Genomic DNA, 15139 nt, shown 5'->3' on the forward strand with positions numbered 1-15139 from the left:
GGCCGTTCCGCCACGTGCGGGACGGCCCTTTCGCTATGCCACGAAGGTGTTCTTGGTCAGGAACGTGAGCATGTTGATCACGTTCAGTGCCATCATGCCCAGCAGCAGGAACCGGTCCAGCAGGTCCCGCCGCCCCACACGGCCCAGGATCATGAAGATCGGAATGATCTCCAGCAGGAACCGGTGGATGCTGCCGAGCGGGTCCTGCGGACCCACCTCGGTCACGAGCAAGGGCAGGAACAGGACCAAGGCGTACACGAGCAGGTAACGCTGGTCGCGACGCAGCTTCCACGGGCCGGCCACGCACAGCACCAGCGTCGTCGCCGCCAGCGCGAACAGGGCCAGTTGCTGCACATACAGCAGGGAGTACGCGGAGAGCAGCGGCTGGCTCCCGAGCAGCCGCACGGCGTGCCACTGGGGTACGAGCGGCCAGGCGTACGCGCGGTGCCAGCTGTCCTGGGCGTGGGCGAAGGCCAGGGCGTCCCCGGCGGACTGCCACGAGTAGAGCAGGTACGCGCCGAGCCCCGCCGGAACCAGCAACAGCCACAGCGAGCTCCACCGAGGACGGTGGTACTGCCGCACATACTCGTACGCCAGCGGCAGCAGCAACAGCAACCCGAAGGTACGCGTCCCCGCGGCCAGCCCGCCGGCCAGTCCGGCCAGCCACCAGGCCTGCTTGCGGGCGGCGTACAGGGCGGTGGCGGCGAGGAGCACGAAGAGGCCCTCGTTGTAGGGGGCGAACAGGAAGAACGCGGTCGGGAAGGCGATCAGGTAGAACACCGTGCGCCGCGCCGTCTCCCGGTCGAACTCCCGCTCCGTGAGCAGCTGGACGACGATGAGGGCGGCCAGGGCGATCAGCATGGTCACGATCGGGCCCGCGACGCGTACGCCGCCCGGCAGGTAATCCGTGCCGCGCAGGATCAGCGGGTAGAGCGGGAAGAACGCGTACTGGTCGAAGGGCGTGTAGCCGCCGGTGGCGATGTCGAGGTAGTGACCTGTGTCCCAGACCAGCCAGTCCTCGAAGAACAGCTTCGCCGGCCGGACCGCGATCCCGAGCGCCCGATAGTGGTACGCCGTCGTGAGCAGGTAGACCGCCGCCCCGGTCGCCCACGCCGCCAGGGCGGGGGAGAGTCGCCGGAGTGACACGCGCGGGACGACTTCGGTCGCGGGCGCGTCCAGGACGGGCGTTGTCACACGATCCCCCATATGTCGGATAGTCGATTTACCCTGGTGGCGCCCCAGGTACGCCGACCCCGCTCACCTGGTATCGGCCGAGGGCTCATGATGCCACGCCCACACTGTTATGCGGCATGGTCTTGACGGCGCGGGCGGCGAAAGGCACGCTGATGTCAGAACAAATGAGCGACGGGTCCCACCCCACCGCCGGGCGTACGGTTTGCCAAGAAACTGTCGCCCCTCTGGGATAAGGTGGTCTGCGACACGTCCTGCCCGATTTTGCTGTGGCCACTTTACAGCGGCGTGCCTTCCGGCTACACTGCTAGTTTGCGCTGCCTTCTCTTTTCCCCCTGCCTGGGAAGTCCTTGACTTCCTGGATCAGGGGCCATTGGAGTGCACGCGAAACGGCCGTTGCACCACCGGTCCTCGGAAGGACGTATCTTGGCAACTTCCCGCCCTGCGAAGACCAGTCGTACGTCGAGCGCTTTCGCTCCCCGCCGGATCTCCTTCGGCAGGATCACCGAACATCTCGAGGTCCCCAACCTGCTCGCCATTCAAACCGAGTCTTTCGACTGGCTCGTTGGCAGCGAGGGTTGGCAGACCCGCTCGGCAACTGACGCTCACGCCCTCTCGGGCCTCGCAGAGATCCTCGAAGAGATCAGTCCCATCGAGGACTTCTCCGGCACAATGTCGCTTTCCTTCTCCAACCCGCGCTTCGAAGAGGTCAAGGCCTCGATCGAGGAGTGCAAGGAGAAGGATCTCACCTACTGCGCGCCGCTCTTCGTGACCGCGGAGTTCACCAACAACACGACTGGCGAGATCAAGAGCCAGACCGTGTTCATGGGTGACTTCCCGATGATGACGCCCAAGGGCACCTTCATCATCAACGGCACGGAGCGGATCGTCGTGTCCCAGCTCGTCCGCTCGCCGGGCGTGTACTTCACCAAGGAGCCCGACAAGACGTCGGACCGCGACCTGTCGAGCGTCAAGGTCATCCCGAGCCGGGGTGCCTGGCTGGAGTTCGACATCGACAAGCGCGACACGGTCGGCGTACGCATCGACCGCAAGCGCCGTCAGGCGGTCACCGTCCTGCTCAAGGCGATCGGCTGGTCCAACGACCAGATCCGGGAGCGGTTCGGCTGGTCCGAGCTGCTCATGACCACCCTGGAGAAGGACCACATCGCCAGCGCGGACGAGGCGCTGTTGGACATCTACCGCAAGCTGCGCCCCGGCGAGCCGCCGACGCGCGAGAACGCGCAGACCCTCCTCGACAACCTCTTCTTCAACCCGAAGCGGTATGACGTCGCCAAGGTCGGTCGCTACAAGTTCAACAAGAAGCTCGAGCTGGACGTCCCGATCACGACGGGCACCCTGACCGAGGAAGACATCGTCACCACCGTCGAGTACCTCTGCCGGCTGCACGTCGGCGAAGAGGGCTACGAGGCCGACGACATCGACCATTTCGGCAACCGGCGTCTGCGTACGGTCGGCGAGCTCATCCAGAACCAGGTCCGCGTGGGTCTGTCCCGGATGGAGCGCGTCGTCCGCGAGCGCATGACGACCCAGGACGTCGAGGCGATCACGCCGCAGACCCTGATCAACATCCGCCCCGTGGTGGCCGCGATCAAGGAGTTCTTCGGTACGTCGCAGCTGTCGCAGTTCATGGACCAGACCAACCCGCTCGCGGGTCTGACCCACCGCCGGCGCCTGTCGGCGCTCGGTCCGGGCGGTCTGTCGCGTGAGCGCGCCGGCTTCGAGGTCCGTGACGTCCACCCGTCGCACTACGGCCGGATGTGTCCGATCGAGACGCCGGAAGGCCCGAACATCGGCCTCATCGGCGCCCTGTCGACGTTCGCGCGGGTCAACCCGTTCGGTTTCATCGAGACGCCGTACCGGAAGGTCGAGAACGGCCGGGTCGTCGAGCAGATCGACTACCTGACCGCCGACGAAGAGGACCGGCACGTCATCGCGCAGGCCAACACCCAGGTCAAGGCCGACGGCACCTTCGTCGACGACCGGATCCTGGTGCGCCGCAAGGGTGGCGAGGTCGACTTCGTGCCGCCGGCGCAGGTCGACTACATGGACGTCTCGCCGCGCCAGATGGTGTCGGTCGCGACCGCGATGATCCCGTTCCTCGAGCACGACGACGCCAACCGGGCCCTCATGGGTGCCAACATGCAGCGTCAGGCGGTTCCGCTGGTCAAGGCGGAGGCGCCGCTGGTCGGCACCGGCATGGAGTACCGGGCGGCCGTCGACGCCGGTGACGTGGTCGTCGCCGAGGTCGGTGGCGTGGTCGAGGACCTGTGCGCCGACTACGTGACGGTGCACCAGGACGACGGCCACCGGCGTACCTACCTGCTGCACAAGTTCCGCCGCTCCAACTCCGGCTCCTGCGTCAACCAGAAGCCGGTCGTCTTCGAGGGCGATCGCGTCGAGGCCGGCCAGGTCATCGCCGACGGTCCCTGCACCGACGAGGGCGAGATGGCGCTCGGGCGCAACCTGCTGGTCGCGTTCATGACGTGGGAGGGCCACAACTACGAGGACGCGATCATCCTGTCGCAGCGCCTCGTGCAGGAGGACGTGCTCACCTCGATCCACATCGAGGAGCACGAGGTCGACGCCCGCGACACCAAGCTGGGTCCGGAGGAGATCACCCGCGACATCCCCAACGTCAGCGAGGAAATGCTCGCCGACCTGGACGAGCGCGGCATCATCCGGATCGGCGCGGAGGTCGTGCCGGGCGACATCCTGGTCGGCAAGGTCACCCCGAAGGGCGAGACCGAGCTGACCCCGGAGGAGCGGCTGCTGCGGGCGATCTTCGGCGAGAAGGCCCGCGAGGTCCGCGACACGTCGCTCAAGGTCCCGCACGGCGAGACCGGCACGGTGATCGGCGTACGCACCTTCTCCCGTGAGGACGGCGACGAGTTGCCGCCGGGCGTGAACGAACTGGTTCGCGTCTACGTGGCGCAGAAGCGCAAGATCCAGGACGGCGACAAGCTCGCCGGCCGGCACGGCAACAAGGGCGTCATCTCCAAGATCCTTCCGGTCGAGGACATGCCGTTCCTCGAGGACGGTACGCCGGTCGACATCGTGCTGAACCCGCTCGGTGTGCCGTCGCGTATGAACATCGGCCAGGTGCTGGAGACCCACCTCGGGTGGGTGGCCAAGACCGGCTGGAAGGTCGAGGGCGACGACGCGGAGTGGAAGCGGGCGCTGCGCTCGATCGACGCTCACGAGTCGATCCCGGACACCAACGTGGCGACGCCCGTCTTCGACGGCGCCAAGGAGGAGGAGATCACCGGTCTTCTCGCCTCGACGCTGCCGAACCGTGACGGCGTGCAGCTGGTCGGCTCGTCCGGCAAGGCCCAGATCTACGACGGCCGCAGCGGTGAGCCGCTGCCGGACCCGATCGCGGTGGGCTACATCTACATCCTGAAGCTCAACCACCTGGTCGACGACAAGATCCACGCTCGGTCGACCGGCCCGTACTCGATGATCACTCAGCAGCCGCTCGGTGGTAAGGCGCAGTTCGGCGGTCAGCGCTTCGGTGAGATGGAGTGCTGGGCGATGCAGGCCTACGGCGCCGCGTACGCGCTGCAGGAGCTGCTGACCATCAAGTCCGACGACGTGCTCGGCCGCGTGAAGGTCTACGAGGCCATCGTCAAGGGCGAGAACATCCCGGAGCCGGGCATCCCGGAGTCGTTCAAGGTTCTCCTCAAGGAGCTCCAGTCGCTGTGCCTGAACGTGGAGGTCCTCTCCTCCGACGGCGTGGCGCTGGAGATGCGCGAGACCGACGACGAGGTGTTCCGGGCGGCCGAGGAACTCGGCATCGACCTTTCCCGGCGCCCGAACGAGGGCGTGATCAGCGTCGACGAAGTCTGACCCTGGTGCCCGGGGGCCGCGCGAGCGGCCCCCGGACCACCCGGAACGACTGACCAGGCAAGAACGAGCCAGAAGGAATATTAGGTGCTCGACGTTAACTTCTTCGATGAGCTGCGGATCGCTCTGGCGTCCGCGGAGGACATCCGGCGCTGGTCGCACGGCGAGGTCAAGAAGCCCGAGACCATCAACTACCGCACCCTGAAGCCCGAGAAGGACGGACTCTTCTGCGAGAAGATCTTCGGTCCGCAGCGGGACTGGGAGTGCTACTGCGGCAAGTACAAGCGCGTGCGCTTCAAGGGCATCGTCTGCGAGCGGTGTGGCGTGGAGGTCACCCGGTCCAAGGTGCGTCGTGAGCGCATGGGTCACATCGAGCTGGCCGCCGCCGTGACCCACATCTGGTACTTCAAGGGCGTGCCGAGCCGGCTGGGCTACCTGCTGGACCTCGCCCCGAAGGATCTCGAAAAGATCATCTACTTCGCCTCGTACGTCGTCACCAGCGTCGACACCGAGGCGCGTCACCGCGACCTCTCGACCATCGAGAACGAGATCTTCGCGGAGAAGCGCCAGGCCGAGAACGCCCGCGACGCCGAGATCGAGAAGCGGGCCGCCAAGCTCGAGGCCGACCTGGCCGAGCTCGAGGCCGAGGGTGCCAAGGCCGACGTGCGCCGCAAGGTCAAGGAATCCGGCGAGCGCGAGATGCGCCAGATCCGGGACAAGGCGCAGCGCGAGATCGACCGCCTCGACGAGGTGCTCGACACCTTCCGCAAGCTCGAGCCGAAGCAGCTGGTCACCGACGAGCTGCTGTACCGCGAGCTGCGCGACCGGTTCGGCGAGTACTTCAACGGCGGCATGGGCGCCGAGGCGATCAAGTCGCTCGTGCAGAACCTCGACCTCAGCAACGAGGCGGACGACCTGCGCGAGACCATCCGCTCCGGCAAGGGGCAGCGGAAGATCCGCGCGCTCAAGCGCCTCAAGGTCGTCGCGGCCTTCCTCAACACCAACAACTCGCCGCTCGGCATGGTGCTGGACTGCGTACCGGTGATCCCGCCGGACCTGCGCCCGATGGTGCAGCTCGACGGTGGCCGGTTCGCCACGAGCGACCTGAACGACCTGTACCGCCGCGTGATCAACCGCAACAACCGCCTCAAGCGGCTCATCGACCTCGGCGCGCCCGAGATCATCGTGAACAACGAGAAGCGGATGCTGCAGGAGGCCGTCGACGCTCTGTTCGACAACGGCCGCCGCGGCCGGCCGGTCACGGGTCCGGGCAACCGCCCGCTCAAGTCGCTGTCCGACATGCTCAAGGGCAAGCAGGGCCGGTTCCGCCAGAACCTGCTCGGCAAGCGCGTCGACTACTCCGGCCGTTCGGTCATCGTCGTCGGCCCGCGGCTGAAGCTGCACCAGTGCGGCCTGCCGAAGCAGATGGCGCTGGAGCTGTTCAAGCCGTTCGTCATGAAGCGGCTGGTCGACCTCAACCACGCGCAGAACATCAAGTCCGCCAAGCGGATGGTCGAGCGCCAGCGCCCGGTCGTATGGGACGTGCTGGAAGAGGTCATCACCGAGCACCCCGTGCTGCTCAACCGGGCGCCGACCCTGCACCGCCTGGGCATCCAGGCGTTCGAGCCGCAGCTGGTCGAGGGCAAGGCGATCCAGATCCACCCGCTCGTCTGCACCGCGTTCAACGCGGACTTCGACGGCGACCAGATGGCGGTGCACGTGCCGCTGTCGGCCGAGGCGCAGGCCGAGGCCCGGATCCTGATGCTGTCCTCGAACAACATCCTCAAGCCGGCCGACGGCAAGCCCGTCACCATGCCCACGCAGGACATGGTGATCGGCCTCTACCACCTGACGCACCAGCGTCCGGACATGACCGGCGAGGGTCGGATCTTCAGCACCGACGCCGAGGCGCAGATGGCCTTCGACCAGGGCGAGCTGCACCTGCAGGCGCCGGTCAAGATCCGCCTGCACGGCCTGATCGGCGTGGACAACGGCGCGGGCCAGCCGAAGTGGCAGGCGCCGGAGGGCTGGGAGCCGGGGGATCCGCTCATCGTGGAGACCTCGCTCGGCCGGGTGCTGTTCAACGAGACCCTGCCGCCCGGCTACCGGTTCGTGAACTACGAGATCCGCAAGGGTCAGCTCTCGTCGATCGTCAACGACCTCGCCGAGCGCTTCCCGAAGGTCGCCCTGGCCGCGACGCTCGACGCCCTCAAGGAGGCCGGTTTCCACTGGGCCACGTGGTCCGGTGTGACGATCGGCATCGAGGACGTCGTGCAGCCGCCGGCGAAGAAGGCCATCCTGGAGCGCTACGAGAAGGAGGCCGAGCGGATCGACAAGCAGTACCAGCGCGGTCTCATGACGGCCGAGGAGCGCCGCGGCGAGCTCATCCAGATCTGGACGAAGGCGACCAACGAGGTCGCCAAGGAGATGGACAGCGCTCTGCCGCAGGAGAGCCCGCTGTGGAAGATGATCCACTCGGGTGCCCGAGGCAACATGCTCCAGCTCCGGCAGATCGCCGCGATCCGCGGTCTGGTGGCCAACCCCAAGGGTGAGATCATCCCGCGCCCGATCAAGTCCTCGTTCCGCGAGGGCCTGTCGGTGCTGGAGTACTTCATCTCCACCCACGGTGCCCGCAAGGGTCTGGCCGACACCGCGCTGCGTACCGCCGACTCGGGTTACCTGACCCGTCGTCTGGTGGACGTCTCGCAGGACGTGATCATCCGCGAGGAGGACTGCGGCACCGACCGCGCCATCCCGGTGCACGTCGGCGAGCGCAACGAGGCCGGCGAGGTCGTCGTCCACGAGCACGCCGAGACCGGTGGTCACGCGCGTACGCTCGCCGACGACATCACCGACTCCTCGGGTGCCCTGGTGGCGTCCCGTGGCGTCGACCTGAACTCGATCATCATCGACGATCTGGTCCGGGCCGGTGTCGAGACGGTACGCGTCCGCAGCGTCCTGACCTGCGAGTCGAAGCTGGGCGTCTGCGCGGCCTGCTACGGCCGTTCGCTGCCGACCGGCAAGACGGTGGACGTCGGCGAGGCCGTCGGCATCATCGCCGCCCAGTCGATCGGTGAGCCCGGTACGCAGCTGACGATGCGTACGTTCCACACCGGTGGTGTCGCCGGCGAGGACATCACGCAGGGTCTGCCCCGTGTCCAGGAGATCTTCGAGGCGCGCGTGCCCAAGGGCAAGGCGCCGATCGCGGAGACCCCGGGCCGGATCCGGATCGAGGACGGCGACCGGTCGCGGAAGATCATCATCGTGCCGGACGACGGCAGCGAAGAGATCGTTCACGACAAGATCTCCAAGCGCGTACGCCTGCGTCCGGGTGTGCACGACGGCGGACACGTCGAGGTCGGCGAGAAGCTGACCGAGGGCACCATCGACCCGCACGAGCTGCTGCGCGTCCTGGGCCCGCGGGCCGTCCAGGTCCACCTGACCCAGGAGGTCCAGGAGGTCTACCGGTCGCAGGGCGTGATGATCCACGACAAGCACATCGAGATCATCATTCGGCAGATGCTCAAGCGCGTCACGGTCATCGACTCGGGCGCGACGGAGTTCCTGCCGGGCGTGCTCGTCGACCGGGCGCAGTTCGAGTCGGAGAACCGCCGTGTCGTGTCCGAGGGCGGCGAGCCCGCGGCCGGCCGGCCGGTGCTGATGGGTATCACGAAGGCGTCGCTCGCCACCGAGTCGTGGCTCTCGGCCGCCTCCTTCCAGGAGACGACCCGGGTGCTCACCGAGGCGGCGATCAACTCCCGGAGTGACTCGCTCATCGGTCTCAAGGAGAACGTCATCATCGGCAAGCTCATCCCGGCCGGTACGGGCATCAGCAAGTACCGCAGCATCCGGGTGGAGCCGACCGAGGAGGCCAAGGCGAAGGTCTACTCGATGACCGCCGCCTACGGCGAGACCGACTACGGCTTCGGCCCGGCGAGCGGCCTGGCCGTTCCGCTGGACGACTTCGACTTCGGTGCCTACCGGTAAGTTTCCCGGTATCGACAAGCGACACTAGAACGGCGGCGGATCGACTTCGATCCGCCGCCGTTTTCGCGTACAAATATGTGGTGGTTGTTGACGCTCGGCCCGACGTGGCGACGGTCAAGGATGGACGCGAACCGGGGAGCTGGCCGGCGCGGCTGCCGTACGCGCTGCTGGGCCTGCTTTTCGCGGGTCTCGCGTGGTTCGTCGCGACGCAGTACTGGCGGCACGGGCGCACGTACGACGAGTACATGCAGGACGATTACGGCAAGCTGACCCTGCAGTGGTACCTGAGCGGCGGCCACGACAAGTCGTTCCTCAACATGGGCGACAACATTCACATGCCTGAGCACGGGCCGGCGTACGAGGCGTTCGTCGCGCTGTTCCAGCACTGGTCGGGCGAGACCTGGCACACCCGCTCGCTGGTCAACGGCGTGGTCGGCGTGCTCGGCATCCTGGTCATCGCCTTGTGCGGCAAGGAGATCGCGGGTTCGTGGGGCGCGCTGACCGCGGCGGTCGGGCTGACCCTCTACCCGCGCTACCTCGGCGCGATCTTCACGAACTCCAAGGACGTGCCGTTCACCGTCCTCATGATGCTCGCGCTGTGGCTCACCCTGCGTCTCATGCGCCGCTGGGAACGTCCGCGCCGGGTCGAGATCGGCGAGTACTTCCTTCTCGGCGGGGTCATCGGGGCGGCCGCCGCCGTCCGCGTCAACGGGCTCGCGTTCTTCGCGCTGCTCGGCCTGGTCGCCCTCGGCTACCTGGTCATCGTGTTCCGGCGCCGCGGCGTACGCGCGCTCGGGCCCGAGATCGTCCGTTTCCTGGGCGCCGGTCTCGTCGTCGCGGCCGCCTGCTACCTCGTGATGTCCCTGCTCTGGCCGTATCTGATGGTGTATCCGGGCACCGGCCTGATGAACTCGATCAAGATGATGGCCGCGTACGACTGGGACAACTCGATCATGTTCGGCGGCGAGATGGTCCGGGCCAAGGCGCTGCCGCTCAGCTACGTGCCGACCTGGCTGGTCATCGGCTCGCCGCTGCCCGTCGTGGCGTTCACCGTCGTCAGCCCGCTGGTCGCGCTGTGGCTGCTGAGCCGCCGCGTCCGGGTGCCCGGCCAGTACCTGCTGATCGCCCTCTACTCCCTGATTCCCCTTGCCCTGATCATGTACGCGCACGCCACGCTCTACAACGGCATCCGGCAGTTCCTCTACGTCGTACCCGGCTTCATCCTGCTGGCCACTGCCGTCCTCGTGGGCGCCGTCCGTGCGCTGCGCGCCTCGGGCCGGACCGCGATCGCCTGGGGGCTCGTCGGCCTCGCGCTGGTCGGCCAGGCCGAGGTCGTCGTGTCCACCGCGAAGATCTACCCCTTCGAGTACGCGTACTTCAGCCCCCTGGCCGGCGGATTCGCGCAGGCGCGGCACGAGTACGAGGCGGACTACTGGGGCCAGTGCGCGTCGACGGCCGCCAGCTGGCTCAACGACCACTACCGCGGCTACCACCCGGACAATCCGACCTTCCAGGACGAGGTCGCCTGGAACTCGCTCACCGAGCCGTACCTGCCGGGGATGCAGTCGGTCGGCGACGGCCAGCCGATCTTCCTGCTGACCACGTCGCCGGCACCGGACGGCTATCGCGAGATCCATGCGGTGATGGTCGAAGGCGAGCCGCTGTGCCGGGTCTCACTGCGTCAGTATTAGCGCTAATCTGGATGAATGCGACACCCGGCCGACCCGGAGCCGATCCGTGACAGCAAGGCAGTGGCCGCGTACGCCCTCGGTTGGATCGCCATCGTGACCAGCCCGCTGCTGGGCGGCGTCGTCCCGGCGGTGCTCGCCCTGGCTCTGGCCCGGCAGGCGCGCGCGGACATCGCGGCAGGGGAGGGCTGGCGCACCGGCTCGGCGCTGCTCGGCCGCGGCGAGCTGCTCGCCCGGCTGGCACTGGGGGTCGCGGCGCTGGTGGTCAGCGTGGCCGTCGTGGTGGGGGTGCTGCACCACGCGGCCGATCCGGCGCACGACTTCCCGCCGACGGTGAACTGAGTCCGCGCCCACCGGGGCGTCGGCGGTAAGTTGAGCGGGTGACTCAGGCGCCGGGCTCGGGTGGCCCCCTCCACACCCAGATGCCGCACGTTCCCCCGCGGCCCGTCCAGCTGCCGCCGCCCGTACGCGTGGACCCGGTCCTCGGTACGCCCTACGGTCTGGCCATCCTCGGCACGCCGCCGATCACCACGGGGCTCGCCTCGGGCAGCCTCGTCGCCGGCATCGCGTCGATCCTGGTGGGCTTCGTCGTCGGCTGCTTCGCGCTGGTCGGGGCGTCGGGCGGCTGGGGTGCGACGGCCGCCGGCGCGTTCGCCGTGCTGGCCGGCGTCCTCGGGATCGGGGCGGTCGTCCTCGGCGGGCTCGGGCTGCGCCAGATCCGCCGGTCGAGCGCGCTGCGGGGCAAGGGCCTCGCGCTGGCCGGAATGATCTGCGGGGCCGTCGGCGTTGTGCTGACCGTCATCGCCATGGTGGCCGCGTTCGTGCTCGACGCCTCCCAGATCAGCGGCGTCTGACCCGGTCAACCGCAGTACGCCACGTGCGTCCGCTCACAGCCGCCTATCCCGTGCGCCCCGTCCCGGGCCAACGGGTAGACTATGGGGTCGAGTGGCCCGATGTGATGTGTGCATGAAGAGACGCGTACATGAAGAGTGATCGTTCGAAACGGCCGCAGGGCTGGTCCGAATGCTCGTTTTGACCTGCACGCTCACGGTGGGTACTCTTTTCCCTCGTGCCCAGGCATGCCTGGGCTCATTGTGCGTGCGCCCGAACCGGTAGCGGCGGGTACGCGCTCAAACCCCGGCGAGCGAGCGATCGCGCGCCGAACCGTGGCTGGGCGACACGCCCGACCGCGGGGGTCGGAAACGCGCCACGAGCGCCGTGAAAGCGCAGCGTGGACGGGTCGGACCCAGCAGGCTGGCCGACCGGTGAGCGTCGCGGTGACGTCCATCGGCCAACCGAAGAGAACATCCGGGTCGCACCGAGCGATTCGGCACCGAGAGGACAGGGAGCGGAGACACCCGGTGCCCACAATCCAGCAGTTGGTCCGCAAGGGCCGCCAGGCCAAGACGAGCAAGACCAAGACGCCCGCGCTGAAGGGCAGCCCCCAGCGCCGCGGCGTGTGCACGCGTGTGTACACCACGACTCCCAAGAAGCCGAACTCGGCGCTGCGCAAGGTCGCCCGCGTCAAGCTCTCGAGCCAGATCGAGGTCACGGCGTACATCCCCGGTGTCGGTCACAACCTGCAGGAGCACTCGATCGTGCTCGTCCGCGGCGGTCGTGTGAAGGACCTGCCCGGTGTGCGCTACAAGATCATTCGTGGCTCGCTCGACACGCAGGGCGTCCGTAACCGCAAGCAGGCACGCAGCCGTTACGGCGCGAAGCTCGTCAAGGATGGGAAGAAGTAAGCCATGCCGCGTAAGGGACCCGCACCGCGCCGGCCGCTCATCGCTGACCCGGTGTACAACTCGCCCCTCGTGACCCAGCTGGTCAACAAGATCCTGCTGGAGGGCAAGCGCCAGCTCGCCGAGCGCATCGTCTACGGAGCCCTCGAGGGCTGCCGGGAGAAGACCGGTACCGACCCGGTCGTCACGCTCAAGCGCGCGATGGACAACGTCAAGCCGACCCTCGAGGTCCGCAGCCGCCGTGTCGGTGGCGCGACCTACCAGGTTCCGGTCGAGGTTCGTCCGGCCCGTGCCACCACGCTGGGCCTGCGCTGGCTGGTGACCTACTCCAAGGCCCGCCGCGAGAAGACCATGGTCGAGCGCCTCATGAACGAGCTGCTCGACGCCAGCAACGGCCTCGGTGCCGCCGTCAAGCGGCGCGAGGACACGCACAAGATGGCGGAGTCCAACAAGGCCTTCGCTCACTACCGCTGGTAAGCATCTTCCGGGAGCCGGGCTGACCGGCCCGGCTCCCGACCCTGAGTTACATCTCCTGAAGGGAACTCGAAAGTGGCCGCCGCAAACGCCGCGCTCGCCAAGCTCCGCAACATCGGCATCATGGCGCACATCGACGCCGGTAAGACGACCACGACCGAGCGCATTCTGTTCTACACCGGTATCACGCACAAGATCGGTGAGGTCCACGAGGGCGCTGCCGTCATGGACTGGATGGAGCAGGAGCAGGAGCGTGGTATCACGATCACTTCCGCCGCCACCAAGTGCGAGTGGAAGGGTCACGTCATCCAGATCATCGACACGCCCGGCCACGTCGACTTCACGGTCGAGGTCGAGCGGTCGCTGCGGGTCCTCGACGGTGCGGTGGCCGTTTACGACGGCGTCGCCGGCGTCGAGCCCCAGACCGAGAACGTCTGGCGCCAGGCCGACAAGTACAACGTTCCGCGTATGTGCTTCGTCAACAAGCTGGACCGTACCGGCGCGGACTTCTTCCGCTGCGTCGACATGATGATCAGCCGCCTGAACGCGACGCCGCTGGTCCTGCAGATCCCGATCGGGCTCGAGGGCGACCACATCGGCGTCGTCGACCTGCTGGGCATGCGCGCCCTCACCTGGCGCGGCGAGACCCAGAAGGGCGAGGACTACGCGGTCGAGGAGATCCCGGCCGACCTGAAGGACTCCGCGGACGAGTGGCGTGTCAAGCTGCTCGAGACGCTGTCCGAGGCGGAAGACTCGATCATGGAGAAGTACCTCGAGGGTGGCGAGTTCACCGTCGACGAGCTGAAGGCCGCGATCCGTCGCGCCACCATCGCCGGCAAGCTGAACCCGGTCGTCTGCGGTTCCGCGTTCAAGAACAAGGGCGTCCAGCCCATGCTCGACGCGGTCGTCGACTTCCTGCCGTCGCCGCTGGACATCCCGGCCATCGAGGGCATCCTCATGGACGGCGAGACCGCGGCCGAGCGCCACCCCGACGTCAAGGAGCCGTTCTCGGGCCTGGCGTTCAAGGTGCAGACCGACAAGCACCTCGGCAAGCTCACCTACGTCCGGGTCTACTCGGGCACGGTCGAGTCCGGCACCCAGGTCATCAACTCGACCAAGGACCGCAAGGAGCGGATCGGCAAGATCTACCAGATGCACGCCAACAAGCGCGAAGAGCGCTCGTCGGCGCAGGCTGGTGACATCATCGCCGTCCAGGGCCTGAAGCAGACCACGACCGGTGACACGCTGTGCGACCCGGCCAACGCGGTGGTCCTCGAATCGATGACCTTCCCGGAGCCCGTCATCGACGTGGCGATCGAGCCGAAGACCAAGGCCGACCAGGAGAAGCTGGGTGTCGCCATCCAGAAGCTCGCCGAGGAGGACCCGACCTTCCGCGTCCGCAACGACGAGGAGACGGGCCAGACGGTCATCTCCGGTATGGGCGAGCTCCACCTGGAGATCCTCGTCGACCGGATGAAGCGCGAGTTCAACGTCGAGGCGAACGTCGGCAAGCCGCAGGTCGCGTACCGTGAGACCATCCGCCGCACGGTGGAGAAGGTCGAGTACACGCACAAGAAGCAGACCGGTGGTTCCGGCCAGTACGCGTCGGTCATCATCGGCCTCTCGCCGCTGCCGCTCGACGGGGACGCGACGTACGAGTTCGTCAACGCCGTGACCGGTGGCCGCATCCCGAAGGAGTTCATCCCGTCGGTCGACGCCGGTGCGCAGGACGCCATGCAGTACGGCATCCTCGCCGGCTACCCGCTGGTCGGCGTGAAGATGACCCTGGTGGACGGCAAGTACCACGAGGTCGACTCGTCCGAGATGGCGTTCAAGATCGCCGGTTCGATGGCGCTGAAGGAGGCGGCTCGCAAGGCCGACCCGGCGCTGCTCGAGCCGATGATGTCCGTTGAGGTCACCACTCCTGAGGAGAACATGGGTGACGTCATCGGAGACCTCAACTCCCGCCGCGGCATCATCCAGGCGATGGAGGAGCGCGGCGGTGCCCGCGTCGTCCGCGCCCTCGTGCCGCTGTCGGAGATGTTCGGCTACGTCGGCGACCTGCGGTCGAAGACCCAGGGCCGGGCGAGCTACAGCATGCAGTTCGACTCCTACGCCGAGGTTCCTCAGAACGTGGCGAAGGAGATCATCTCGAAGGCCACCGGCGAGTAATCGCCCGCCAGCCATACGAGA

General features: G+C 67.5%; 9 protein-coding genes. 8 read left to right on the forward strand and 1 reads right to left on the reverse strand.

Annotation, left to right across the window (positions count from 1 at the left end; all coding sequences use genetic code 11):
* Positions 1 to 33: 33 nt before the first annotated feature.
* The gene (locus tag G401_RS52560; protein ID WP_051366466.1) at positions 34 to 1194 is read right to left on the reverse strand and encodes a mannosyltransferase family protein; all 1161 of its coding nucleotides are present in this window, start codon (positions 1192 to 1194) and stop codon (positions 34 to 36) included.
* Positions 1195 to 1617: 423 nt separating this feature from the next.
* Here G401_RS52560 and rpoB point away from each other — a divergent pair, with 423 nt between their 5' ends.
* From rpoB to fusA, 8 genes are all read left to right on the forward strand, one after another.
* Positions 1618 to 5058 carry a DNA-directed RNA polymerase subunit beta gene (gene rpoB / locus G401_RS0110625; RefSeq protein ID WP_027342501.1) on the forward strand — a complete coding sequence of 1147 codons (3441 nt, stop codon included), beginning with the start codon at positions 1618 to 1620 and terminating at the stop codon, positions 5056 to 5058.
* A gap of 84 nt (positions 5059 to 5142) precedes the next feature.
* Entirely contained in the window at positions 5143 to 9042 is a 3900-nt protein-coding gene (locus G401_RS0110630; protein ID WP_027342502.1) for a DNA-directed RNA polymerase subunit beta', read from the forward strand.
* A gap of 80 nt (positions 9043 to 9122) precedes the next feature.
* The gene (locus G401_RS0110635; RefSeq protein ID WP_157545584.1) at positions 9123 to 10733 is read left to right on the forward strand and encodes an ArnT family glycosyltransferase; all 1611 of its coding nucleotides are present in this window, start codon (positions 9123 to 9125) and stop codon (positions 10731 to 10733) included.
* A gap of 15 nt (positions 10734 to 10748) precedes the next feature.
* On the forward strand, positions 10749 to 11072 hold the full coding sequence (locus G401_RS0110640; protein WP_027342504.1) for a hypothetical protein: 324 nt from the start codon (positions 10749 to 10751) through the stop codon (positions 11070 to 11072).
* A gap of 38 nt (positions 11073 to 11110) precedes the next feature.
* On the forward strand, positions 11111 to 11584 hold the full coding sequence (locus G401_RS0110645; RefSeq protein ID WP_245601683.1) for a DUF4190 domain-containing protein: 474 nt from the start codon (positions 11111 to 11113) through the stop codon (positions 11582 to 11584).
* Between the two features lie 507 nt (positions 11585 to 12091).
* The gene (gene rpsL, locus G401_RS0110650; protein ID WP_027342506.1) at positions 12092 to 12475 is read left to right on the forward strand and encodes a 30S ribosomal protein S12; all 384 of its coding nucleotides are present in this window, start codon (positions 12092 to 12094) and stop codon (positions 12473 to 12475) included.
* Positions 12476 to 12478: 3 nt separating this feature from the next.
* Positions 12479 to 12949, forward strand: coding sequence for a 30S ribosomal protein S7 (gene rpsG, locus G401_RS0110655; RefSeq protein ID WP_027342507.1), 471 nt, complete (start codon positions 12479 to 12481; stop codon positions 12947 to 12949).
* 72 nt (positions 12950 to 13021) lie between these two features.
* A complete protein-coding gene (gene fusA, locus G401_RS0110660; RefSeq protein WP_027342508.1) occupies positions 13022 to 15118 on the forward strand; it encodes an elongation factor G in 2097 nt (698 codons plus the stop codon).
* The last annotated feature ends 21 nt before the right edge of the window (positions 15119 to 15139 follow it).

Origin of the sequence: Hamadaea tsunoensis DSM 44101 (genome assembly GCF_000428945.1) — a bacterium.
Classification (GTDB): Bacteria; Actinomycetota; Actinomycetes; order Mycobacteriales; family Micromonosporaceae; genus Hamadaea; species Hamadaea tsunoensis.

Excerpts from the sequence above, each read along its gene's own strand:
- G401_RS0110640 (WP_027342504.1), top strand. The coding sequence starts at position 10,749 with ATGCGACACCCGGCCGACCCGGAGCCGATCCGTGACAGCAAGGCAGTG.
- rpsG (WP_027342507.1), top strand. The coding sequence starts at position 12,479 with ATGCCGCGTAAGGGACCCGCACCGCGCCGGCCGCTCATCGCTGACCCG.